The organism is Saccharococcus sp. Marseille-Q5394 (assembly GCF_946901335.1).
Classification (GTDB): domain Bacteria; phylum Bacillota; class Bacilli; order Bacillales_A; family Planococcaceae; genus Sporosarcina; species Sporosarcina luteola_C.
Genome location: NZ_CAMPPQ010000001.1, coordinates 1,724,038 through 1,750,752, shown reverse-complemented (window position 1 = coordinate 1,750,752; position 26,715 = coordinate 1,724,038). Strand labels below are relative to the sequence as shown.

Sequence of the window (26,715 nt, the reverse complement as noted above, 5' to 3'; positions counted from 1 at the left end):
CATCTATCTTTCAAACGATAGAAGATCATCCAATTCCGTATCGGACAACTCCGTCAACCATTGACTCGACTGGATCAAATCCGCGGACAGCGCCGCTTTCTCAACAAGCATCTTATCGATCTTCTCTTCAATCGTCCCGACGGTCACAAACTTATGGACATGCACGAACTTCGTCTGGCCGATCCGGTAGGCCCGGTCCGTCGCCTGATTCTCAACTGCCGGATTCCACCAGCGGTCCGCATGCAGCACATGATTCGCCGCTGTCAAATTCAACCCGGTGCCGCCTGCCTTCAACGACAGGATGAAAACCGGGAATTCACCAGCCTGGAACGCCTCGACCAAATGATCGCGCTGCCCCTTCGGCATACTGCCCGATAGGAACGGCACATCGATATCATACAGCTCGCTCAAACATTGACGGATCAATTGGCCCATCCCGATATACTGCGTAAAGATGAGGCACTGCTCACCGTTCGAAGCAATATCCGCAGCCATCGACACGATCCGATTCAACTTCACCGAGCGCTCCAACATCTGATCGGCAGGCGCATGAGGCTCCTTCAAAAACAACGACGGGTGATTGCAAAGCTGCTTCAAGCGGCTCAACATCTTCAAAATGAGCCCTTTCCGCTCAAAGCCGGTCAACGTATCCAACTTGAACTTCGTATCCTCGATGAAACTTTCATAGAGCGCCGCCTGCTCCGTCGTCAACGGGCAATACTCGTTCTGTTCGAGCTTCTTCGGCAAATTCAACTGCAAATCAGGATCGTTTTTCGTGCGGCGCAACAGGAACGGACGGATCTTCGCCCGCAATTTGCGCTTCTCAAGCTCCGAATCATCCCGCTCGATCGGTACGATAAACTGCTCGGAGAACGTCCGGAAGCTTCCGAAATACCCTTTATGGATGAAATCGAAAATCGCCCATAGCTCCGACAGCCGGTTCTCGATCGGCGTCCCCGTCAAAGCAATCTGGTGGTCGCCATGCAATTTCCGGATCGCCCGGGACTGCTTCGTCTGCATGTTCTTAATATTTTGCGCTTCATCGAGCGTAATGCTCGCAAATACAGTGTTGCCAAGCGTCTCATCGTCCTGTGTCGCAGTGCCATACGTCGTCAAAATGACATCCGGCTTGTGCTCTTGAAGAAGCACATTGAACTCTTCCTCCCGAGCCCGCGTCGGACCGTAATGCGTATGCACCTTAAGCGATGGCGCAAACCGCTCGATCTCCTTCTGCCAGTTGCCGAGCACGCTCGTCGGGCAGATGATGAGCGAAGGGGAGTCCGTTTCCGGGCGCGCATGCACATTCAATAAATACGTAATAAGCTGCACCGTCTTCCCAAGTCCCATATCATCGGCCAAAACAGCGCCGAAATGATGCTCACGCATGAAGACGAGCCAATTATACCCGTCGACTTGATAGGGACGGAGCTCCGCCTTCAATTCAACCGGAATACCCGCGTCAGGGAGTCCTTGCTTATTCGAAACCATTTCGACATACTCGCGCAGCGACTGCTTCATCGAAAACGCCAGGAGCGGGTCATCCGAACCATCATCTTCATCAACCGGGATGATCTCCTCGGGAATCTCCTGGAACAGCAGATCCTTCACCGTCCACTCGCCAGCATCCGCCTGCTCCATCAGCTCGCGGATCCGCTTCAGCCAAAGTGGATCGATATGGAACCACTCGTCGCCCGACCGGATATACTCACGATTCTCATCCACCAGCCTACGGAATGAGTCTTGATCGATCTCCTTCCCGGCAAGCGAAAAGTTCCAATCGAATGAAAGAACTTCATTGAGACCGGCTGCTGATCGATACGATTGAACACTCGCACTCGTCCGGACGCGTAATTTCGACTCCGTCACCGACTTCAGCCAAGCCGGTAAAATGACAGCATACCCGAACGACTGGAACACAGGCAGATCTTCCTGGATGAACAGCCGCACTTCAGGATCCGACATCGCAATCGACAAAAACCGGTTCCCAGGCTCAGCCTCGACCGAACGCAGGAAAGACACCATCTCGGACTGCTTCTCCCGGATTTCATCAGCAAAATCCTTCCATTTCGCAGGCAGCGCATCGCTGATTTCCGCATTCGCTTTCCGGACAGCCGGCGTCCAATGCGTCCCGCGTTCGCTGACAACGACAGTTTCGAGCAACCATTCCGTATCCCCGTCTTCATCCGGCTCCGTCAGACGGAAAGCGACCCGGACCGGAATCGTCGAAACGGAGTCGCCAGGCCAACCGTATTTACGCAAATGCGGCAGCAACGCCGGCAACTGATCGAGCCGCATTGCCGATGCATCGAGCTTTTCGCGAATCGCATCATGCAAAATCATCGAAGAAAGGGCGGAAATCCCGATTTTCTCCTCGTCGAATCGGATCATCCCTGCGTCCAACTCTGCGTGCTGCCAGAAGTCGGGTTCATTCCATAAACGGGCCGCTTCCCGCAATGCGGATAAATGGGCCTCGTCATTCGTAGTACGTCCCGCAAACGAAGCGAAAGGATGCGTCTTGCCCGCAAACACTTGCAGGAATTCATTCGTATTCAAATGGACGGCCTCTTCATCGGTCGTTGGCAACAAGCCATACAACGCCTGTTCATTATTGAAGAACAGGAAGGAGGAGAGCCTGTCCGGGGCAACCGCACGTCCGGACGGATCTGTAGCGGTAACCGAATACCGACCTCCCTCGTCCCGTTCAATCGCCAATTGGAAGAGGAGATTCAACGTATCCATTTTCGTCATAAATTCAAATTCCCCTTTTCCATTTCTTCCGACAACGCGCGGAGCCGTCTATACTGCTCGCGAACCGTGTCGATATATCGGTTCCAGAAGTCCGCCTTGCCGCTCTTTTTCGCACCCGCCTTCATATTTTTGAACAACCGTACGGCGCGGCGGTAGCTATGCCTGTTCTTCTCCTGGATGAACCGCATCGCATACGTATGGAGCAACGGCATGACGGAAGCCGGGTCATTCGCGAGAACGAATTTCAACGTATCCGGCTCAAGCCCGTCATACGGAATATTGAACCTGTGCATGAGCGCCGCCCATTCGGCGAATCGCTCCCGCTCGATGAGGAAATCGCCGAACGCGCTTACGCCGTCTTCCCCGTAGATCATGAAAAGCTCTTCGCGGCGCGATTCCGGAAAATGCGCTTCTTCAAGCAATCCGTCGATTTTCCGGATGAAATGATACCGGTCGGTGGAAAACGAAATCCGGCCAAAGAATTCGCCGATATGCGGGTAGATCGTATTCATGATGACGGTGAGGGAACCTGGATCCTCCATCTCGGCAGCTAGATCCGCTAGCGGCAGCCAATGGCCGACAAGCTCGCCGCCCGCCCGTTCCGCTATTTTTGCAAGCGTCTCTTCATCGCCTTTTGTCAGGTTGAAATAAGCGGCGAAAAAGGCGGCGTCCACTGAATCATTGTCAAGCAGATAGGCAAGCTCCTTCTCCTGAGCAGCCGTGTCCTTGTACAGGAACTCCCACATGATCGCGTAGATTTCAAGGCGGACTTCAAAAAGCCCTTTATTCCGAAGGACGAACTCGCGGACTTGTTTTTTCAAAGCGGTGTAAAACGCATCCGTCTCGAACAGTCGAGGATTTTTGCCAAGCGCCTTGCCGATGTCACGCAACTTCTCAATCTGTTCATTGAGCCACATCTTCACTTGCCATTGGCGGTATGTGAAATGATTCGCCTCTTCGAGATGTCCATGCGCAAAAGACCAGCCCGCCTCCAGCAGATGCAACCGGTAAAACAGTTCGAACAGCGGCTTCCATTCATATTCGAAAGGGGACAGCGGAATCACTTTCTGGTCCATCAATGAGCTTTCATGGATGAACACATTCGGATTATCACTTGGTCCGATTTCGCGAAGCGGAGTAGCCAGCCTGTACAACACATCATTCCAGGCTTCGGGCGTCCGTTCCGAAACGGTCAGCGCCATCTGTTCCGTTTCTCTCCGCTGCCAATCATGCAGCCATTCCGTCAAAGAATGGAACTGTGAATAAAGATGGAAGACAACCGCAATCTTATGGGTGCACCAATCATCTTCATCACAAGTGCAAGACGCTTCCGTCATCGAAAGGGAAAGAGTGACAAACTCCTCTGTCACGTCCGATATCACCACTTCGATGGCCGTGGCGTCCTGTGAAAAACGGAAATCGTGCAACGCGCCTTTTCGGACCAACGAAACGGCTTTCCGGATGACATGCGCCTCACCCTGCACATCGGGTCGGAAAGAGTGTTGGATCATGTTCATACATTCATCTATTTCACGCTCATGTAAATAAGAAACTCGTTCCACTGACATGTGCATCGGCTCACTCCCTAAACTAAAGCATTCCCTTTATTATAAGGCTTTCATGCCACAATCGTAAATGATATCATTTAAAGTATAGAAAACAACAAACATAAAGAGCGATGGGGGGGAACCAAATTGGAAACATTAATATTACATATACCAAAAGTCTATGAAAGACGTAATCTACTAATGGGAGACTACACATCGATCGACCATATCTATGTGGAAGACGGAAAAGGCGGCGGATTCATAGCAGCCGAAACATTCATGACGCCCGAGCCCAAATCTGAGGCGATTGTCGTCAACTATCAATCCGATGAAGTGACATTCTTCAATGACAAAGAAAGTAAATTCATCAATCAGCTGTTGAAAAGGAAAATCCCGTTTGAACCGTTGGAAATCCGATTCGTAATGGAACCGAATAAGAAAAATCATCAATCCAAACGTAAGTGAATAAGATAGAAAACAAATCATTCACAAAACATCGTCAACTATGATAGAATAGCAATAATCGGAATATTCAATGATGGAGGGAGAATTATGCTATCAGTTCAGCGCATGACGCCTTTTTTCACTAGCCAAGAGGACTTTCGTCTCCGTCTCGTGTTCGCCTATCAATATTTCTCGATTATCAAAGGCGGTGAAGTATACCAATTTGTCCCCTCTGAAGGAAAAGAGATCGTCGTCAATGTGAAGAGCCTGCAAGTCGAAAACCTTGGAGAAGTGTTCGTCTTCCAACGGGGCAACCGATTCATCCGGCTTCCGCTCTACCAGCTGCTCCTCATCTCGGATCTTCATCTGCATCTGTCATCCATCCTTGAAGGGACATTAAACTTGAAATTGGAAATACCGGAAGAGGTTATCCTGGAAGCGGCAGCGCTGTTAAAAGAAATCGAATCCGACAACCGCCTGCGCATGATCGACTACGCACTTGAAACAAACAACCGCACCTTATTCACTCAACTGACGGAAGGAATGCACGAAAATTGAAAAACAAATCATGAAAAAACACTTATCGTCCTCGAAAAACGATGAGTGTTTTTAATTTGGAGTTTAAATGACTAGATTGATAGGGTATACATATCTAGCTTGCTAACTTGCATAGTACAAGGGCTCCATTAATTCATCAAGGGCTCAATTAATCGCCCGTTCAACTCGTGAGAAAATGCAACGCAATGACGAATACAGTGGAACCCGTCAATCCGAACAAGAAATCCTGCATGGTGAATCGATGCTTATCGTCTTGATCCATCAAAATCCGCTCCTTTGTCGATTTCCCGGGAAATGAGGCGTTACAAGGTATGAACTTCCCACTAGACTGGCCAAATTCTCCAAGATTCATACAAAAAATGACTATTAAAAATTGAATAATCCACGAGATTTGATACAGTTATGTATACAGCATCAAAAAACACCCGAAGAAAGGATTGTCGCTATGTTCTTTGAATACCGATTTTGGCACTTTTTGACGAGACCCTATGAGCTCGCCACCCAGCTGCAAACCGGCACGATGCGACACTTCAACAGAAGGCTCTTGCTCGTTTTTCTTGCAGGCATCGCCTTATTCGCACTCCGTGAAATATGGGGAATGGGAACGGAAGCACTCACGTCAGTAATGACGATAATGACGACAACGGACTACATAATCGCAAGATACGCATCACTTGCGGGAACGATTCTCTGGTCGATCCTATACATAACATTCCATATTTTCGGAGTCGCATTGATCCTGTCAGCACTGACGAAAATCCCATACCGGCAGTTGGTACCGCTGCAAGTGATCATCGCAGGTGTGTTGCTCATGGAAAAGGCGATCATCTTCATCGTCTTTGCAATGAAAGGCGCAACGGTAAGCCTATCATTCCTATCATTCGGCCCGCTCGCCGTCACGGTCATGGACAATTGGTATTTGATCCTTTTCATGAACCAATTGACGGTCACTAGCGCGCTGATCATCACATTGCAATATCGGTACATCCGAGGATTCATCGCGGACGGTAGATGGAAAGAGCATCTTTGGATATTGATCGGCCTGCATGTCGCAATGGCCCTCATCACCGCGGCTGTCGCGTACATCCCGTTCGATTCCATCCTCAATTCACTTTTCGGAGGTGGCTTCTAGATGAATAAACGATTAAGCATCACCGTCGCCATCATCGTCAGCCTCTTCATCGCATTGAACGTCCACGTGCTCTTCTCTGAGAAAAGCACGGTTCCAAAAACATTGTATGTCCACAAGTACGAGCGTATGACTTCCGCACATCATGAGGAGGACATCTTGAAAGAAGGGCTCGTCACGCCTGAAAACATATACACCGTCTACGTCGGCGACGACGAAACAATCGATTCATGGCTCGTCAAGGAAGGCGATCCAGTTCAGGTCGGGGATGAAATCGCATTGCTGCAGACCGGTCGCGCAGAGAGCCAACTCGCGGCATGGGAGGCGGAGGAGGAAGGACTCCTTGAACAACGGAGTGCAGTCGAGTCAACAATCGCAAGCCTCGAATCCGATCGGAGCAGCGCCCGTAATAATTCGTCCCACGTCAATACGACAGAAACACCTGACGGCACAGATGTCGAATTGAACGTCGATGTCCAAGTCGATGTCCACCAAGACGGCGCATTCGCCCAGGCAATCGCCGAAGCGGAGCGCGAACTATCGGAAATAGACAGGAACCTCGCCGTCGTCCAAGCGCAGCTTGAACAGGACGCCACCCGTCCAGCGCTCATCAGCCCGGTGGACGGAACGGTTTCGGAAGTGGACAAGCACGGCTTTACACTCGCCGCTGATATTTATAGTAATAAGAAGCTCGTCACGACATACGCGCAACTTGACGAATGGCAGAAGATCGAAGCCGGCGATCTCGTCCGCATCCAGGAGAATAATCTTGAGACGAACATCGAAGGTACGGTGCATTCCGTTTCCGCAGTGCCTGCGACAGACAGCAGATGGCGCGAAGCGTACGATAAGCTCGATCCGAAAGAACGGGAAAACCCGCTCGACCTATATGAAATCACGATCATGCCGCTCGAGGAGCTATACAACTTACCATTCGGCGCAAACGTGAACGCATCAATCATCGTGAATGAAGCGGAAGCAGTTTCAGTGAAAATCCAATGGCTCGAATCGTATGTGAAAGATAGTGCTATGGTATGGAAGCTGGACGAACAAGGACGCGCCGCCAAAACGAACGTAACGGCTCCATTCATCACGAACAACCGCGCAGTCATTACGGAAGGCCTGAAAACCGGCGATATCGCCTTCTATAACCGTAACATCAATGAAATTAATAACGTATCCAACGTCTTCCTCCCTCTCCCGCTCGAACTCCCGTCAAGGAGCGACTGGAGAACATTCGGATGGAAGAACTACGTAAAATACGGTTTCGTGGAATAAACAGCAAGAAAAAAACCGCCCAAGTGGCGGTTTTTTTATGTCGAAATTTATAGTAAGAAAAATTATTTCACTCAGTAAGTAAAGCTGATTATGATTCTACTTGTCCGACTCAATTAATATACTAAAACAGTGAAACTACTAGTGGAAATGGAGTAGATAAATTGAAAAAGCTAGTCATAATCGCAATCATACTAATTTCATTCATACTTGGAGTGAATGAAGCAGCAGCGGAAGGTGAGGCAAAGCGTTATATCGGTCTTCATGACAAAATGCTGCCGATCGAGAACATCCACGTCATAAGCGGTGATACGAAGGTGCTTTTAGATGAGATTTCCAAACACCTGTACATCACCGTTACAGAAGAAAAAGGAACAATAAAATTAACTAAACACGGGAAAGAAATTACACTTAGAATCCCTGCTGAACAAGAAGCATCTTCTTCAGAGAACCCACTTATTTTCAATGAATCTGGCAAGCTGTTAATCAGCCTGAAGTATTTGACAAACCAATTTGAATTCAAGCTCGAATATTTTCCGGAATATCGAACATTGAGGATTTATAGAGATACTTATCCGCATAAGAGCCACGTGGAGTACAAAGAAATCATAAAGGAATACGTAAAACAGCAACAAAGAACTCCTGTGACAAAAAAGCCGACCGTCTATTTGACGTTCGATGACGGTCCGAATCAATTCACACTGATCAACCACGCGACACTTGAAAAGTACAAAGTACCCGCCACATTCTTCTTCCTCGGCAATCATATGAAACAGAACGAATCCATCGTCAACACCGTATCGAAAAGTGGCCATTACATCGGCTCGCACAGCATGACGCACGACAAGACACTCGTCTACAATTCGACCGAGTCATTCATTGCCGAAATGGCTGGCGGCGCCGAACTCGTTGAACAGCTCACAGGGAAGTCTTCGAATCTCGTACGCGTACCATACGGCAGTAAGCCGCTCGTCACACCGGGCATGCAAAAAAGCCTCATCGCCCGGGGACTTAAACTATGGGACTGGGACGTCGACTCCAATGATTGGCGCTACACGGACAAACAAGCTGGCCAAATCGTGAAAAACGTCCAGGACGGCGTCACAAAAGCCGTGAAATCCGGCGACAAGGACATCATCATCCTCCTGCATGACCGTAGCCAAACAACCATCGCTCTACCAAGAATCATAGAATGGCTTCAAAAAGAAGGCTACAACTTCAAGACATACGAGCCCGACAATCACATCATCCAGAACTTCCTGCGCGATCCACTGCTCTGAATCAAACCTAATTGGTCAAAAGCATTCGACAAACAACACCCTAGAAATCACGCATAACCTCTACGAAATATGCATAAATCGTTACAGCGACGCATAAAACGTGAATTCCACGCATATCCCGTCATATTCACGCATAAATCAAAACCTAATTGGTCAAAAGCATCCATCGCGACAACCAACATCCTAGGAATCACGCATAAACTCCGCGAAACACGCATAAATCGTAAACTCCACGCATAAATCGGCATATTCACGCATAAATCTCGCTACGCACGCATAAATCCAGAAACTCACGCATAATCCGCTGCATACACGCATAAATGAATCGCACTGTCCAATAGATTACCAATGAAATGGTAAAATACCGCTTCGATAAGCATGGACAAGCAACTTAGCTAAATACTCATACTTCCAACTTAACCCATAAATCTTCCGCACTACCCACATCCAGAAACATCCATACCAATAGAACGATTTTTCTGAAGTTTCGCCACCCGAGGCAACAATCACTATTTTCAAATAAATCTCACTATGATATCGTTTAATGGCAGTAATCTACCAAACTACTAAGGGGGAATAGGCATTTGAAAAATCATAATCTCACAAAGCTGTTCAGCACATTTTTAGCACTTATTCTCGTGCTCTCCATGTTCACGCCATTCACGGTATCCGCCAAAACGGATCCTGAAGGCGTTGCCGAAACAGCTCAAACACTAAAAGCTTTCAAAAAGAACCTCCAAGATGAAAGCATCATGCAGCAAAAAGCCGCAATCGCCGAACAGCTCAACCTGCTCGGGGATGAAGCGAAACTGCATGAAAAGCTCCAAAACGTTAAAGGGAACCAACAAGTCCCAGTCATCATCCACCTATCCGAAAAATCAGTAGGGCTCCAAAAAGGAATCCATAAACTAGCTGGAAAATCATTCTCCAACGCGCAAGCACAACAAGCGAAATCCAAAGTGCGCAACCAGCAAGCTGCCGTCAAAAAAGAAATGGCAATCAAAGGCATCAAATTTAACGAAGGCTTCTCCTATGACACCGTACTCAACGGGATGTCCGGAACCGTCAAAGCCGATGACCTTCCGAAACTCCTTGAAGTGAACGGCGTTACACTCGTCGAACCAGACACAATCGTCCACGCTTTCGACACTGGAAAAGACCTAAAAAAACCAGCTCCATCCGAGTCGAAACTTGAAGAGAAGGCAAAAGATGGACATGTCAGCCCTGCCATGGACACAAGCATCGGCTTCCTCGGAATCGAAGCACTATGGGCAGAAGGCTATGAAGGACAAGGCATCAAAGTCGCCGTCCTCGACACAGGAATCGACGCCGACCACCCAGACTTCCAAGGCATCTACAAAGGCGGAAAAAACTTCATTCCGAACAGCAGCACGTACACACGCCCACGCGCTGATGATGACGCATCTGAAACGTCACCTGTAGAACGTCCGGCAGGCACACCTGAATTCAACGCGAACGGCAGCGCATTCTACACATCCCACGGCACACACGTCGCGGGCACAATCGCCGCAGCCGGCAACAACGAATACGGCATTAAAGGAATCGCACCGAAAGTCGACCTATACGCTTACCGCGTACTTGGCGCTTACGGCAGCGGAGCAACATCCGGCATCGTCGCAGCGATCGACACTGCAGTCGTCGAAGGGATGGACGTCATCAACCTATCACTAGGTGGCGGCTCAAACACTGAAACAGACGCTGGATCATTCGCCATCAACAACGCCATGCTCGCAGGCACAATCTCAGTCGTTGCAACAGGCAACTCCGGTCCGAACCGCGGAACGATGGGCACTCCAGCAACAGCCCGCCTCGGCATCGCAGTCGGAAATACGACGAACCCTGAAGCGCACAACTTCGGCGACGTAAACATCAACGCCGGCAGCTACAATCTATCAAAAACACTTAACCTAATGGGCACAACATACGGCGCTAACCTCGACACACAACTTGACGGCGAATACAGCATTGTCGCAGTCCCTGGCGTAGGTTCAGCAGCTAACTATGCAGGACTTGATGTAAACGGCAAAGTTGCACTCGTCTCACGCGGCGAAATCGCATTCGTCGACAAAATCGCAGCTGCGAAAGCAAACGGCGCAATCGCCATCATCGTCCACAACTTCGCAGGCGGAACAGGCGCACCTGGCCCGTCCGGCACATTCCTTGGAGACGCATTCGAATTCATCCCGACATTCGACATGTCCCAAACGGACGGCGAAGCAATCCGTGCAGCACTAGCACAATCAGCAGGCACAATTTCATTCAGCAACTTCAACAAAACAATGACAGCAGGCGACGAAGTGAACAACTCCAGCTCACGCGGACCGTCCACACCGAACTTCGACATCAAACCTGACGTCACAGCACCGGGCACGAACATCATGTCCACAATCCCGATGTACAAAGCGGACTTCCCGGGAGCTACTTACGAACAAGCCTTCACGCGTAAAACGGGAACTTCCATGGCCACACCACATATTGCTGGAATCGCGGCGCTAGTGAAACAAGCAAATCCGAATTGGGACGCCTTCGACGTAAAAGTCGCACTGTCCAACACAGCCAAGGTTCTTGACACTGGCAAGTACGACGTATTCGCGCAAGGGGCAGGCCGCGTACAAGCTTACCAAGCAGCGCACCCTGAAATCCTTGCATACGCACTCGACACTGCAAACAATGATGGAACGGAAGTGGAAAACAAAAAAGGGACAGTGACATTTGGTCCTCAAAAGTTGGATAAAAACATCTCCGTTACGAAACAGATTCTCGTGAAAAACGAGAACGGCAACGGCGGCACATACAACGCTTCCGTACAAGTTACGAAAGGCTTCGGTGACGCAACTGTCACAATAGACAAGCCGACATTCACTTTATCCGGAGAGCAATTGCTCAACGTCACGTTGACAGCATCCGCTGCAAGCACGAAAACCGGCGATGAAATCCTCGGCTACATCAACATCGAAGGCGGAAGCACAACTGCATCATTGCCATTCGCAGCCGACTTCGGCGGGGCACCTGCAACTGCAATAAAAGACATGAGAATTTCTGAAACAGACCTGAGCTTCAACGGCGACGGTGTCAAGGACGAAGCGACACTCTCCTTCACACTTACAGGCGACGTCACAACAAACTACATTGAGCTTTGGGATATCATGGATCCTGAAGGCGGCGCATACGGAGACGGATATATCGGCTACCTACACGCAGGCACTTCACTGGGAGCAGGCTCATACACATTACGGGTCGCAGGACAATACAATCCATGGGGCGGCACTGGCGCGGCTAGGATTCCGGACGGCCTCTACACAATCGACTTTACGGGGGTATCAAAATCCGGCGTCATCGGTGATTACGTCGGACCAGTCGTTGTCAAATCCACAGCAGGCACAATCGAAGGTGTGGTCGAAGGCACAACAGCTACCGGCCAAATCGATGATGCGTACATCCAGTACCAAGAAGAGCTCGTTTTGTACGGCATGGGCTACGACATCAATACAAAACTAATAGCATCTTACGAAGTATTGAAAGGTGAAGAAGTCGTCGCATCCGGCCCAGTCAATCTCGAGCAGGACGGCACATTTACTTTCAATCTTCCTGAACTCAATAAAAAAGATAACTCGGTCAAAGTGAAATACGAAGACGCAGCTGGCAATAAAGCCGAAGCGATCATCTACAACGCTGGAGACCAAGTGGACGATGAAGTTGCATACTCCGTCAACCACGAATCACTAACGCTTAAAGTCGGCGCATCGGAGCAATTGACAGTAACCGAAACAACGACAAAAGCGGACGGAACGACAGAAGAGAAAGACGTCACAGCTGACGCAACATTCACGTCTGCGGACACTAACGTGGCAACAGTCGAAAACGGCCATGTCACTGCAATTGCAGCAGGCACGACTGAAATCACAGTCACATACGACGACTTCACGGCAACAGTGGCAGTCACAGCTGTTGAAGAGCCGCAGCCAGAGCCGGGCAACAGCTTCGTCGTCACGGAAGAAATGCTAGCACAATCAAGCGGTACGATCGTTCTGGATGTGTCTTCAATACAAGGGGAAGTCGACATCGAAATCAACGCTTACGTTTTGAAGGCAATGCAAAAGAGAGAAGTCGTTATCCAAAAAGACGGTGCGGTATTTACACTCCATAAAAACACTTTGAAGGCTTTGAGCGGCGACGTCACAATTTCTGTAGCAAGAAATGACTCTTCAGCAGTAGCCAACGCCGTTTCCGACATCTACTCAATCACGCTTTGGAACGGAATTGGGGAAGCGAAACAACAAGTTACAAGCCTTGGTCATTCAATTGAAGTGGCCATGCCGGTCAACACGAACAGCAATCAAGTCCGTGTGATCGACGCAACCACATCTGCAGAAGTTAGCAAAAACGCAAACGTCAAAAACGGCAAAGTCAACTTCTCAACAAACACTGGCGGCAGTTTCGTAGCCATCAGCAAATAATCCAAAACGAGCCTTTCCGTATCTCGGAAAGGCTCGTTTTTTAAACCTCTTCTAATCACAAAAAAACTGCCACAGAATGTCGATACATCAACATTCCGGACAGCCCTATATAAATCCTGCTTATTTTACCTGCTCGCTCGGTAATTCTTCCTCCACCTCAGGCTTCGCACGATAAACCAAGAAAGCTAAAACAACTGCGACGATTGACATCAAAAAAGCGATAAAATAAACAAGTTCAACGCCTGCCACCATCGCGAAATCGATTGTCATTGGATCTTCAGGCGTGGCGGAGCCTTCCAAAACCTTCATCTGCCTAGCATTCAATATACTGATGAAGACAGAAACGCCAATCGCTCCACCTACCGGCTGCAACGTTGACATGACTGCGGTTCCATGCGGATACAATCTCTTCGGCAACTGATTCAATCCATTCGTCTCCGCAGGCATCATGATTGCCGACACCGTCAGCATGATTAAAATATACCCGATGACAACGACCAAAACAGGCGTGTCGACTGTCAATCTGCTCATCATGAACATCGTTCCACTCAACACAATCGTTGCCGGAATCATCAAGACACGCGGTCCGAATTTATCAAAAAGAGCGCCCATGAACGGCGACATCGCCCCGTTCAAAATGCTTCCTGGCAACAGGACCAACCCTGCAGTGGCAGCCGTCAAAGCCAAAGGACCTTGCATATAGATCGGCAAAATGATTTCCGATGCAAACATCGCCATGATGATAATCAAAAACATGAGGACTGCATGCGTATACATCGGATAGCGGAATACCCGCAAATCCATGACCGGCTCATCCAATTTCAATTGACGAAGCACAAATAGGACGACGCCAATAACACCGACAATCAATGCGGACAGCACATTCACACTAGCAAATCCATCCGCACTTTCTCCGACAGAACTAAAACCGTAAACAATCCCACCGAAGCCAAGTGTCGAAAGCACTAACGAAATGACGTCAATCTTTGGTTTCGTCACTTCCGACACATTCACTAAATGCTTGTAACCAAACGCAATCGAAAACAATGCAAACGGAATGACGAGGATAAATAAATAACGCCAGCCGAAATACTCAACGATCACTCCGGAAAGTGTCGGCCCGATTGCCGGTGCAAACATGATGACAAGGCCAATCAATCCCATCACTTTCCCGCGACGTTCCGGTGGGTAAATCAATAAGAAAACGTTGAAAATGATCGGCATCAGCAAACCGGTTCCAACCGCCTGGATCAATCGTCCGACAAGCAGAATGGAAAATGTCGGGGCGGAGGCACTCACAATGGTCCCAATCGTAAAGACCGTCATCGTGCCAAGAAACAATTGCCGCGTCGTGAACCATTGTAAAAGCAACGCAGATATCGGAATGACGATCGCCATCACAAGCATGAAGCCCGTCGCCATCCATTGCACAGTCGGCAACGATATTGAAAACTCATCCATAAGCGTAATAAGGGCAATATTCAATAATGTTTCATTTAAAATCGCAAAAAAAGCACCGATGATGAGTGAAAGCATGATCGGAATGACTTTTACATTCGGATTATCCGCCAAATACTCATATTTCTTCGGTTCCACAGTGTCCTGCATAAAAAAACTCCTCTCGTCTACCTAAATATTATTAGCATTCTTCCTTGAAAGTAGTCGAAAAGAAGCTTCAAAATAAGAGGACAATAATAACATGCCGATGGGCAATTGGCAATGCTTTTCAAAGATTACCGATTTAAAAACACAATAGTAGTTTAATAGTTCGAATAAAGTGTAATATAGTAATAGAAATGAAACAAACGAGAAAAATAAAGGATGTGCATCCAAGATGAGCCCGAATCGTAAAGCCGCCGAGCTGCTGCAGACCAAGACGGACATCCAAAACTGGGGCGCCCGCCGCGCTTCAAGGGTCAAGAAATATAAAACAACATCCAGGCACGTCAAAGACTACATCGTCCTCGACTTCGAAACAACAGGCTTCCGAGCTGGCGCAGACCGCATCATCCAGATCGGCGCCCTCAAATACATCAATCACGAGCAGATGGAATTCATCAACACATTCATTAATCCGGAGCGACACATTCCGATTACCATCACCCGGCTCACGGGAATCACGAACGAAATGGTCCACTATGCACCGACAATCGAACAAAAAATCGACGAACTCATCGAATTCATCGACGACCTGCCCATCGTCGCCCACAACGCCAGCTTCGACATGGGCTTCCTATACGCCCTCGACAACCTCGAAGGCATCAAGATTCCCGAATACACCGTCATCGACACCGTCAAACTGGCACGCAAAGCCATCACAGAAACGCCGAACCACAAACTCGGCACCCTGGCTAAGCACCTCCAACTCGAACACGACGCCCACGATGCAATCGGCGACTGCCTAGCCACCGCCGCCATCTACCAATACTGCACCCAATAAACCGCCAAAACTGGCGGTTTTTTAAATGAAAAGTGCATAAACAGCTCCAGAAACTCATAAATCCCCACAAAAACGCATAAACCCGTCAAATCACGCATAAATCCAATAACTCACGCATAACCAGCTCCAGAAGCGCATAAACGCATTCAAACACGCATAACGCCCGCAATCAACCCCTTAATTTGTCAAAACCATTCTGCGCGAACGGGGATAGTGAACGACAAACAATACTCCGCGACCTCTATTGGAGTATTCAAAAGAACATATGTAAGTGATACTATGAAATAGATGGAAAACAAAACAGGTTTAGGAAAGGAACTATCAATTTGAAGAAGCAGAACAAATCACTAGACCGCTCGACCAAGCTGTTGGCATTTGTGTACAGCATTTTCATAGTAGTCCCGATCTATTGGATACTCGGCAATGCATATTACATGGATTATCTAAACGGTTTTCTATACTTAGGGGCATTAGTTGGGCTCATGATTATTGCAGCTATCGCATTAATTATTTTCCGGAAAGATAAGTTAAAAAGCCTTATAGCCTTTTTGGTGATTGTAGTACTGTCTCTCTTTTTCGGTTATGAATCGCTTCTCTTGGATTATGAGAGTAATACCTATATTGCAGAGGTTTACAGAGAGCCGGAGGAAATTATACAAAATTCCGGGATATATATCTTGGCGATAGGCCTTAGCGATATTCATTACGTGGATGAGGAGAAAATGGTTAGGGATATTTACGAAAGAGATGGTATTCAACTATTCGATTTGTATAAAATTAAAAATCGAGATAGATATAATAGTAAATCAAAAGAAATAATACATTTTCTGGGATTTGGCAAAGAGCAATTTCACGTTATGGGGGAGAATGTAAAAGGTTTTATTCGGGAAGATATTAAAGTTATCAATGATTTTCTTAATCGTGATAATCTCCGTGGAGATAGTGCCGGTCTCGCGTTAGGACTTTCAGCGATGGTCCATCAAAGCAGCTTGCATAACCGGATTCCACTCGGCGTCACGGGAACGTTAGAACCTAATGGGGATGTCAATCAAGTGGGCGGAATAGCAGGAAAGATGATGATCTCGGAACAAAACGGTTTTCCGTATATCATCGTTCCGTATGCAAATAGGGAAGAAGCGGAAACCGTAAAAGCACGAGAAAATCTAGCAATTGAAATCCTCCCTGTTCATCATATTGATGAAGCAGTAATGGCGATTAAGGAACTTAACGACCAATGACAATCACATAAAAAACATTAATTTGTAAAACCATTCAGCGCGAGCCGGGGCACACTAATCAAGCAACTCACCACGCCCAACATCGACTCGCGCATAAATCCGTCCATTCACTCATAAATCACTCCAATTACGCATAAATGAAGATATCCACTCATAAATCCCTCCAAACAAGCATAACTCCTCGGAAAAGCGCATAACCATCCCCAAGCACGCATAACCTCCAAAATTCACGCATAACCCAAAAAATCTCCGCATATTCCCATGCATCCACGCATAAACTCTATCAATCAAACTAGCAAAATCCATTTTTAACCCGCAAAATCAGCTCAAAATCTATTTTTAAACGCCGAAAACGGCCCAAAATGCAATCTTCATCCAAAGTATTCCAATTGGACACGAAGCAAGCTAAACTAAACATGAGGTGATGAAAAATTGATCTACAAAAAAAGGACAATGCCAAACGAACTGAAAGCACTCATATCCTTGGACAAACGCCTGCCGCACAACCACGCTAAAAAGAACGCCGTCCAAAAGAACCTGTTCATCTACCAAGCAGGCTACAACGGCGAACTCGAATTCGATACCTACATCACAGAATTCCAGCCGGACTACCCGCACGCCATACTCCACGACCTCTACCTGCAGCAAGACGGCGTCTATTTCCAAATCGACTCGCTGCTCATCACGCCATCATCAATCACCATCGTTGAAGTAAAGAATCACAAAGACAAAACGGTCATAAAAGCGAACCCGACCCAATTCATCAGAGTGTTCCAAAACGGCGACCGCAGACCGATGCGCAATCCATACACCGAAGTCGAACGGAAAATACACCTGCTCAAAAACTGGCTCGACAATCGAAGCATCCAAATCCCCATCGACGGCATCCTCACATTCGCACACACCAACGAACTCGCCATCGAGCACCCGTCACCAGAAATGAAAACAATGCTCACATACGAAGCACCCGCTCATTTCCTTTCATTGCCCGTGAATGAACACATTCTCGACGGACACGCAGTCCATAACCTGGCGCTCGCCTTACTCGAACACTATAAAGACTACAATCCATTCCCACTCGCCGACCTATACGACATCGACCCCGCAGACATCGCGCCCGGCGTCATCTGCCCAAGATGCGACCGGCCAGGCATGCAGTGGGGGAGGGAAAAGTGGAACTGCCAATCATGCGGCCACACCGGAAAAAACGAACACCTTCAAACCGTCCAAGACTGGTTCATGCTCATCAAACCGAAAATGACAAACCGCGAATTCCGCTACTTCACCCAGCTCAACAACCGCAATGTCGCCCGCGGCCTCCTCGCCAAATCAGGCCTGCAACTCATCGGAGAACGAAAAGCGGCACACTATATAATAATGAAAGAAAAATCTCCAACTCCATAAATAGCGCTCCCACTGAGGAGCGTTATTTCCTTTTCAATTAATTACGCATAAATCCACCCATTCACGCATAACCTCTCCGATCGAACCCCTTAATTTGTCAAAACCATTCAGCGCGATCCACACTCCCTATTTATATAGAAGAAACTCCGCGCCCCTCCCTAAAGCCGCATAAACTCCTCCAAAAACGCATAAACGCCATCAAAAGTCCATAATCTCCCGCATTCACGCATAAATCCGCAGAATCACGCATAACCGCCGCCATCCACGCATAAATCCCAAAACTCACGCATAACGGCTCGCACCCCCGCACTCCCAATATCTATCAATCTCCAATTACCCCCTCCCTAAAACAAGGAATTCCTGTATAATCAACCTCAAAGACCTAAATCGAACTCCAAATAGAAAGGAGCACCTAAAAATGCCCGCCAAACAAACGCCGCCCGATCAATACAAGCCGGACCCGCGCTTCAAAATCGCGCACAAAGAAGCACTCATCGGCGTCGCACTCGCAATCTTCAACTTCATCTGGTGGTACGGCTTCGCCTACGGACTCGGCTCCCGCCCACCCGAAGAATATACATACATCCTCGGCCTGCCCGACTGGTTCTTCTACAGCTGCGTCGTCGGCTTCATCCTGATGTCCGTCATCGTCATCATCATCACGAAATACGTCCTGAAGGAAGTCCCGCTCGACGCGGATCCGTACGCGGACCCAAACGTAACACCAAAGGAGGAATCACCGACAAAATGAACATCCAAGTCATCATCCCGCTCGTAATCTTTCTGATCGCGATCTTCGCCATCGGCTTCATCGCGTCAAAACAGATGACCTCAACCGGCGGATTCCTCCAAGAATACTTCCTCGGAGGACGCGAACTCGGCGGCTTCGTCCTTGCGATGACAATGGTCGCCACATACGGCAGCGCATCGAGCTTCCTCGGGGGACCCGGAACCGCCTACACAGTCGGCTTCGGCTGGATCCTGCTCGCCATGACCCAAGTCGTCACCGGCTATTTCGTCCTGCTCATCCTCGGGAAAAAATTTGCCATCCTCGGCCGCAAATACAACGCCGTCACGATGATCGACTTCCTGAAGGCGCGCTACAACAGCCCGGCTGTCGCAATCCTATCAGCCATCGCCATCATCATTTTCCTATTTTCCGCCATGACCGCGCAATGGGTCGGCGGGGGACGGCTCATCGAATCGCTAACCGGGCTTCAGTACACGACGGCGCTCTTCATCTTCGCGATCTCCGTCCTCGTCTACGTCACGATCGGTGGATTCCGCGCCGTCGCACTGACCGACGCCGTCCAAGGAGCAATCATGGTCGTCGGAACACTCATCCTGCTCATCGGCGTCATCATCGCGGGCGGTGGAGTCCCGGCCATCATGCAGGATCTATTGAATGAAAACCCGAGACTCGTCACGCCATTCGGGGCAGACGGAACCCTCACCGCCGCATACGTATCCTCCTTCTGGATACTCGTCGGCGTCGGAGTTGTCGGCCTCCCGCAAATGGCCGTCCGCGCCATGAGCTACAAAAGCTCCCGCGCCATGCACCGGGCACTCGTCATCGGAACAATCGTCACCGGCTTCATCATGCTCAACATGCACCTGATCGGCGTCTTCGCGCGCCCCGTCATGCCGGGCATCGACGTAGGGGACAAAGTCATTCCGTTAATCGCGCTCGAAGTATTGCCTCCGTGGCTCGCAGGCATCGTCCTCGCGGCACCGATGGCGGCCATCATGTCGACCGTCGACTCGCTGCTCTTGCTCGTCAGCTCAGCGATCGTCAAAGACGTCTACCTGAACTTCATCAAACCGGAAGCAACCGAAAAACGGGTCAAACAGATAAGCATCGGCGTCACCGGCATCCTGGGAATCATCGTCTTCCTGCTCGCCCTGCAGCCGCCCGACCTGCTCATATTCCTGAACCTATTCGCCTTCGGAGGACTCGAAGCCGCCTTCATCTGGCCAATCGTCCTGGGACTCTACTGGAAATACGGCAACAAACACGGAGCAATACTCAGCATGATCACCGGCATCGCCAGCTACATCGCAATCCACTTCTACAACGCAGCATACGGCAACCTACTAGGCGTCCACACAGTAACGATCCCCGTCGTCCTGTCCCTGATCGCCTACATCATCGGCTCCCTCGCCATCCAGCGAAAAGCCTTCAGATTCTGAATGAAAAGCGGACTCCCATAACCGAGAGTCCGCTTTCCCATCTCAAAAACGCATAAACTGAAAAACTCACGCATAAATACGCCTACATACGCATAAATCTCCCTATACACGCATAAACGCCGGCAAACGCGCATAAACTCTTACAATCACGCATAACGCCTACAACCAACCCCTAATTTGTCAAAACCATTTGGCGCGGACAGAGAAGGGCAGTTCCTCACGAGTCACCCGCGATTGCTGTAGAATAATTTATTAAGACCCTGGGCTTTGCCCAGACCTGCGGAATGGTATTTATTTGAGAATTGAAGAGAACAGGATAGATCTGAAAAGTGAAATCCCCTTATACATATGCTACACTTAACATATACTAAAAAAGACTGAGCGTCGCATAACGCCCAGTCAATTTAATAATTGCAGCTGACATCCGCAAGAAGTGCGGTTGACCAGATTGCGAAAGTGAAATAGTAACCACCTTGCTTACTTGTCGGTTAGCGGAGGGTGGTTACTTTCTTTTGGTGAACAATGCAATCGTCGCAATCACAGCCGTAGCCCAGAGTGCGTGCAATATACCTAACTGCACAAGGATATTCATTGTTTCGTAAGTCACCATATATGATCACCCCCCTTCGCAAGGGAGTGCCAACCATCCATCCGCTAAATGCCGCTGCAACTTATATTCTATCATTCTACTGCAGCGAAAGCGAACTAATATTCCCATAATTTTAGATGCCGATAATCTTCCTTATGCAACTAAATATCCCTGCAATCCACCATATGTGTACCTTCGCGTGAACCCACCAGAAACGCATAAAAACCGCCATTCGCGCATAATCCAAAATCTCACGCATAACCCCACCCCATATGCTAAACTAGACTCTATTGAAACCTAGAAAGAAGGCAACCAACATGTGGAAACTCTACACACTCCTCACTATCACCATGCTCCTCTGGGGCGCCAACCTCCCCATGCTCAAATACATGCTCACCTTCATGCATCCCGTCACCATGACCGCACTCCGCGTCCTGACAGCAGGCATCACCGTATTCATCATCCTCGGAGCCCTCAAACTCCTCCGACTCCCAACCAAAAAAGAATGGACATACATAATCGGCGGAGCCGCACTCAACGTCGTCCTCCACCACTACTTCCTCAACATGGGCCTCTTCCGCACAACCGGCACCAACGCCAGCCTCATCCTCGGAACCGGCCCAGTCCTAACAGCAATATGCACAGCACTCATCCTGCGCAACTACCCGACCAGAATCCAATGGATCGGTGCGGCAGTAGGCTTCATCGGCATCGGATCCGTCGTCCTCGCAGGCGGCGACAGCTTTACCGGCCTCAAACTCGGCGACGCATTCATCTTCTTCGCCATCCTTGCACAAGTCCTTTCCTTTTTGGTAATCGCTAAGGCAGCAAGGACGCTTGACCCAAGGGTTCTCACCGCGTACATGCTGACCGTCGGAAGTCTATTATTGTTCGTCATCAGCCTCATCCAAGAGCCCGGTGAACTCGTCAAATTCACAACAGTCCCGCTAAGCTTCTGGATCGTCTTCGCCGCAAGCGCCATTTTCGCGACGGCCGTAGGACATATGCTATACAACTATTCAGTCGGTCAAATCGGTCCAGCCAAAGCCGCGATCTTCATGAACCTGAACACACTTTTCTCCCTCGTGGGCTCAGCGCTCTTCCTCGGAGAAATCATCACCAGCCGCCACTTGATCGGCTTTGTACTGATCATCATCGGCGTCATCCTAGGCTCCGGCGCAGCTGAAGATCTATGGAAAAAACGCAAAACCAAACCCGAGCCGTCCTAACGACGGCTCAATTCCGCATAAACACTTCCAAAAGTCCATAAACTCCCCTAAGCACGCATAAATCCCAAACTCCACGCATAACCGCCGCCATCCGCGCATAAATCCACCCAGAAACGCATAAACTCCCAAATTCACGCATAACGTCTCCAACTCAACCCCATTATTTGTCAAAACCATTCAGCGCGAACAGGGGAGGGCTATCTCAGTAAACTCCCGCGACCGCCACATCATTGCCAACCAACAAGACAAGCCTATATAATGCAATTTAGATAATCTAATTGAAAATAGGAGGTTTCCACATGGAAGTATTCGCAGAATTTCTAACGAAAATCGATAACCCTGAACATCGGGCGAGAACAGAAGAAGTGTTAACGTGGGTAAAAACGAAATATCCTGAACTGACGCCAGTAATCAAATGGAACCAACCGATGTTCACCGATCACGGCACATACATCATCGGCTTCAGCGTATCGAAACAGCATATGGCCGTATCTCCTGAAGAAGCAGGAGTCGTCCACTTCTCCGACCAGATCGTGGAGGCCGGCTACAAGCACACCAAAATGCTAGTCCAATTCCCATGGAACCGTCCGTTCGACTTCGAATTACTCAAGAAAATGATCGACTATAACATCACAGACAAAGCAGAATGCACAACTTTTTGGCGATAAAAAGCTTACCTTTCAAAGTAAGCTTTTTTAACTCTGAAATTCACGCATAACCTCCCGAACTAACCCCTAATTTGTCAAAAGCATTCATCGCGACGAGCCGATGCTCATCACAAAATCCTCCCGCGCCTCTAAAAGATGTTTTTGAGAAATCCGGCATAAGTAAATCTCATCTACAGTCTTCAACCATTCGGGCGCAAAAAGAAAAACGCCAGAAAATGGCGTTTAACATAATCATAATTAATTATCTTGATTGTTTCTTCATGTTATCTTTCAAGTTCTGTGCCACATTTTTAGTCGCATCTACAGTCTTCATTGCAATATCTTCCGTTGTTTCCAAAGCATTATGAGCTGTCTCGAATGCGGATCCAGCTGTATTTTTAACGCCTTCCGCAACATTTTTATTATTTTGTTGGTTCTTACCATATTGTTGGTTAGCCATGACGATTCACCTCCTCAACAAGGATAGGATATGTGGTTTGTCATTATTTATCCGTACATAAAAGCGAAAAACGATTCAGAAAACCTATAACATGATTTATACATGCTAAATCCAACGTTCTACAATAGAAACTCACGCATAAACCCGCCCAGAAACGCATAACCTCCAAAACTCACGCATAAACTCGCTCAGAAACGCATAACCTCCAAAACTCACGCATAACCCCGCCCAGAAACGCATAAACTCCCAAACTCACGCATAACCCCGCTCAGAAACGCATAACCTCCAAAACTCACGCATAAACCCGCCCAGAAACGCATAATCTCCAAAACTCACGCATAAATCCGTCCAGAAGCGCATAAATCCCCAAACTCACGCATAAGCCCCCGAACCAACCCCTAATTTGTCAAAACCATTCAGCGCGATCCGAAGTGTAGGGGACAACTCGAACTTCCCGCGTCCAACCCGATTCACACCCCTCAAAAGTCTTTTTGCAAAATCTAACATTCCTCATAGTGCAATACTCAGAACAATGGTAAAATAGTTATGAATCTTTACAAACATTGAAAGAGGGGGAAATAATTTGCGCAAACCAGTTCAAAGTAAGAAGTTTCTAGCAACATCAATCATCGCAGCAGCAGTCGTGACTGCGGTAGCAGTTCCGTCAGCTTCAGCCGCTACAGCCACATTTAAGGACGTATCAAAAAACTATCAAAATGCGGTAGATTTCTTGTACACACACGGCATCTCGAGAGGATACACACCTGACCAATTCGGCACGACTGATTCAGTCAAACGTGCGGATGCAGCAGTTCAAATCGCGACGGCACTCGGGTTCGATGCTAGCAAAACATACAAAGATGCTGGCTTCAAAGACGTGCCTACACGAGCGAAATGGGCAGTCAATGCGCTTGTCGAAGCAGGAATCATCGATGGCCTGAATGCCAACGAATTCGGCTCGGACGAGTTATTGACACGCAACCAAATGGCAAAAGTGCTTGCAAATGCTGCAAATCTTTCAATCGATAATAATGTGAAGTCAACAAAATTCAAAGACGTCAATTCAAATTTCTCGAAATATGTCGAAGCACTTGTGAAGGCTGGCATCACACAAGGGAAGACAGATACAAACTTCGGAGCGTATGACAATGTCACTCGTGGGGAAATGGCATTGTTCCTGTTCCGCTCACAAGAAGGTCTTGGTTTCATCGACTTGATGGTCATGCATATGAACGATCATCACGCATATTTGGATCCACTTCCTTATGTGTCGACAGTCGTCAATGAATTAAGAAGCAAACATAAGAACAATCTTCTCCTTCATGCCGGGGATGCATTCTCAGGCGATCTCTACTTTAACGCATTCCATGGGGCTGCAGACGTAGCGATGATGAACCAACTCGGTTTCGACGCAATGACATTCGGAAACCATGAATTCGACTTGGGCAGCACAAAAGAAGGACATCAAAAGCTTCAGGAATTCGTGAAAGCGGCGAAATTCCCGTTCGTCTCAGCAAACGTAGACTTCTCGAAGGACAAGCTGTTCGACGGGCTGCAAACAAGAAAAGTATCAGACAACTATAAAGACGGTCATATTTACAATGGCATTGTCATCGATGTGAACGGTCAAAAAGTCGGCGTATTCGGTCTGACAACTGAAGAAACGCCTACCATTTCAAGCACAGGCGAGGTAAAGTTTGAAAACTATATCGATCGTGCGAAAGCTTCAGTAAAGGCATTTGAAGATCAAGGTGTTAATAAAATCATTGCACTCACACATATCGGATTCGATGATTCACTCGTCTGGGACAATGATCAAGAGCTTGCGAAACAAGTTGCAGGCATCGACATCATCGTCGGAGGACATACACACTCTTCCATCGGTGAACCAAAAGTCGTAAACGAAGGCAAAGGCGTGACAATCATCGTCCAAGCACATGAATACGCGAAAGCGCTCGGCACATTGGACGTTAAATTCAACTCCAAAGGTGAGATCTATTCGCACGCTGGAAAGTTGATCGCAACTGATCCTACCGTGAAAGACTTCCCGATCGCTGCGGACAAAGATGCAGCGAAAGTATTGGAGCCATTCACGAAGAAAGTGAAGGAGATTAAGGAAAGCTCTATTGGCGTTACTGCAAAAGCTCTACTTGACGGAAAACGGGATTCCGATAATACAGGCGTTTCAAGCGTCCGCCATAATGAAACGAACCTAGGAAACTTAATGACCGACGCAATGCTTTGGAAAGCGAAGTCCATCAATGATAAGACGTCAATCGCTATCCAGAACGGCGGCGGTATCCGTACTCATATTGATGCAGGCGACATTACAACAGGAAAAGTCCTGAAAGTTATGCCATTCGGAAACGCATTGGCCATCGTAGAGCTATCAGGTGCGGATCTTCTGAAAACACTTGAGCATAGCGTAGGAGCAGATGCAATCGAAGGTGGAAAAGGATTGAAGGAAAACGGTGCATTCCTCCACGTTTCGGGCATGAAATTCACGTATGATAGCTCGAAAGCAAAAGGGGAGCGCATCCAATCCGCTCAAGTGCTTGAAGGCGACAAATATGTGGATCTCGATAAAACAAAAACATATTTCATCGCTACGAATTCATTCACAGCTAAAGGCGGAGACGGATTCGAACAGCTTGGCAATGCATACAAAGCCGGAAAAGTATCCGAGCCAGGCTTCGTAGACTATGAAAACTTCATAGAATATGTAAAGACTCTTGGAAAAGAGGTCAATCCAACTGTAGAAGGCCGCATCATCGACACAACTCTAGCAACACAACAAAACGGCTTCAAAAAATAATAAGATAAAAATAGAAAATCCTGCTCCATTTCGACTGGAGCAGGGCTTTTTTGATATCTAGTCACCAATCTTTTATCCTAATCGCCTAAATGCGACCTATTACATCTCATTCCATACCCGTTCGGCACCCCTTTTAGACACAAAATCCCAAGAAATTTGAAATTAGTCCGAATGAAACATATTATTATGAGATTCGATATGGTAGACTAAGAGAAACATTTTCCACAAAGGAGTACAGTCTTAG

18 protein-coding genes are annotated in these 26,715 nt (G+C 48.2%); 14 read left to right on the top strand and 4 right to left on the bottom strand.

Annotation, left to right across the window (positions count from 1 at the left end; translation table 11 throughout):
* Positions 1–3: 3 nt before the first annotated feature.
* Both OC538_RS08330 and OC538_RS08325 read right to left on the bottom strand, forming a co-directional pair.
* Positions 4–2,748 (bottom strand): DEAD/DEAH box helicase, encoded by a 2,745-nt coding sequence (locus tag OC538_RS08330; protein ID WP_262174318.1) that lies wholly within the window; start codon positions 2,746–2,748, stop codon positions 4–6.
* Complete coding sequence (locus OC538_RS08325) at positions 2,745–4,322, bottom strand: hypothetical protein (RefSeq protein WP_262174315.1); 1,578 nt, start codon at positions 4,320–4,322, stop codon at positions 2,745–2,747. Before OC538_RS08325 ends, OC538_RS08330 begins: the two co-directional genes overlap by 4 nt.
* A 120-nt stretch (positions 4,323–4,442) precedes the next feature.
* On the opposite strand from OC538_RS08325, the gene OC538_RS08320 reads away from it, so the two are divergent.
* The 6 genes from OC538_RS08320 to OC538_RS08295 all read left to right on the top strand — a co-directional run bounded on the left by OC538_RS08320 (position 4,443) and on the right by OC538_RS08295 (position 13,459).
* Complete coding sequence (locus OC538_RS08320; RefSeq protein ID WP_251693558.1) at positions 4,443–4,760, top strand: hypothetical protein; 318 nt, start codon at positions 4,443–4,445, stop codon at positions 4,758–4,760.
* A gap of 87 nt (positions 4,761–4,847) precedes the next feature.
* Positions 4,848–5,297 (top strand): transcriptional regulator, encoded by a 450-nt coding sequence (locus OC538_RS08315; RefSeq protein ID WP_251693559.1) that lies wholly within the window; start codon positions 4,848–4,850, stop codon positions 5,295–5,297.
* Between the two features lie 445 nt (positions 5,298–5,742).
* Positions 5,743–6,429 carry a hypothetical protein gene (locus OC538_RS08310; protein ID WP_262174312.1) on the top strand — a complete coding sequence of 229 codons (687 nt, stop codon included), beginning with the start codon at positions 5,743–5,745 and terminating at the stop codon, positions 6,427–6,429.
* Positions 6,430–7,704 (top strand): efflux RND transporter periplasmic adaptor subunit, encoded by a 1,275-nt coding sequence (locus tag OC538_RS08305; protein WP_262174310.1) that lies wholly within the window; start codon positions 6,430–6,432, stop codon positions 7,702–7,704.
* A gap of 161 nt (positions 7,705–7,865) precedes the next feature.
* Positions 7,866–8,981, top strand: a complete 1,116-nt coding sequence (locus OC538_RS08300) for a polysaccharide deacetylase family protein (RefSeq protein WP_262174309.1) — start codon at positions 7,866–7,868, stop codon at positions 8,979–8,981.
* A gap of 584 nt (positions 8,982–9,565) precedes the next feature.
* Positions 9,566–13,459 carry a S8 family serine peptidase gene (locus OC538_RS08295; RefSeq protein WP_316044285.1) on the top strand — a complete coding sequence of 1,298 codons (3,894 nt, stop codon included), beginning with the start codon at positions 9,566–9,568 and terminating at the stop codon, positions 13,457–13,459.
* Between the two features lie 120 nt (positions 13,460–13,579).
* Here the strand turns inward: OC538_RS08295 and OC538_RS08290 are convergent, their stop codons facing one another.
* Positions 13,580–15,067, bottom strand: a complete 1,488-nt coding sequence (locus OC538_RS08290; RefSeq protein WP_262174307.1) for an MDR family MFS transporter — start codon at positions 15,065–15,067, stop codon at positions 13,580–13,582.
* 226 nt (positions 15,068–15,293) lie between these two features.
* On the opposite strand from OC538_RS08290, the gene OC538_RS08285 reads away from it, so the two are divergent.
* From OC538_RS08285 to OC538_RS08255, 7 genes are all read left to right on the top strand, one after another.
* Entirely contained in the window at positions 15,294–15,899 is a 606-nt protein-coding gene (locus tag OC538_RS08285) for a PolC-type DNA polymerase III (protein ID WP_262174305.1), read from the top strand.
* Positions 15,900–16,381: 482 nt separating this feature from the next.
* A complete protein-coding gene (locus OC538_RS08280) occupies positions 16,382–17,137 on the top strand; it encodes a S16 family serine protease (RefSeq protein WP_262174304.1) in 756 nt (251 codons plus the stop codon).
* A gap of 432 nt (positions 17,138–17,569) precedes the next feature.
* Positions 17,570–18,541, top strand: coding sequence for a nuclease-related domain-containing protein (locus tag OC538_RS08275; protein WP_262174303.1), 972 nt, complete (start codon positions 17,570–17,572; stop codon positions 18,539–18,541).
* A 418-nt stretch (positions 18,542–18,959) separates the two neighbouring features.
* Entirely contained in the window at positions 18,960–19,292 is a 333-nt protein-coding gene (locus OC538_RS08270) for a YhdT family protein (protein WP_251693569.1), read from the top strand.
* A complete protein-coding gene (gene panF / locus OC538_RS08265; RefSeq protein WP_262174302.1) occupies positions 19,289–20,731 on the top strand; it encodes a sodium/pantothenate symporter in 1,443 nt (480 codons plus the stop codon). Before OC538_RS08270 ends, panF begins: the two co-directional genes overlap by 4 nt.
* Positions 20,732–21,637: 906 nt before the next feature.
* Positions 21,638–22,549: a DMT family transporter gene (locus OC538_RS08260; RefSeq protein WP_262174300.1), complete on the top strand. Its 912-nt coding sequence runs from the start codon at positions 21,638–21,640 to the stop codon at positions 22,547–22,549.
* A gap of 299 nt (positions 22,550–22,848) precedes the next feature.
* Positions 22,849–23,217, top strand: a complete 369-nt coding sequence (locus OC538_RS08255; protein ID WP_262174298.1) for an iron chaperone — start codon at positions 22,849–22,851, stop codon at positions 23,215–23,217.
* 241 nt (positions 23,218–23,458) lie between these two features.
* Here OC538_RS08255 and OC538_RS08250 read toward each other — a convergent pair whose 3' ends face one another.
* Positions 23,459–23,656, bottom strand: a complete 198-nt coding sequence (locus OC538_RS08250) for a hypothetical protein (protein ID WP_262174296.1) — start codon at positions 23,654–23,656, stop codon at positions 23,459–23,461.
* 583 nt (positions 23,657–24,239) lie between these two features.
* Between OC538_RS08250 and OC538_RS08245 the strand changes: the two genes are divergently transcribed.
* A complete protein-coding gene (locus OC538_RS08245; protein ID WP_262174294.1) occupies positions 24,240–26,471 on the top strand; it encodes a 5'-nucleotidase C-terminal domain-containing protein in 2,232 nt (743 codons plus the stop codon).
* Positions 26,472–26,715 lie beyond the last annotated feature (244 nt).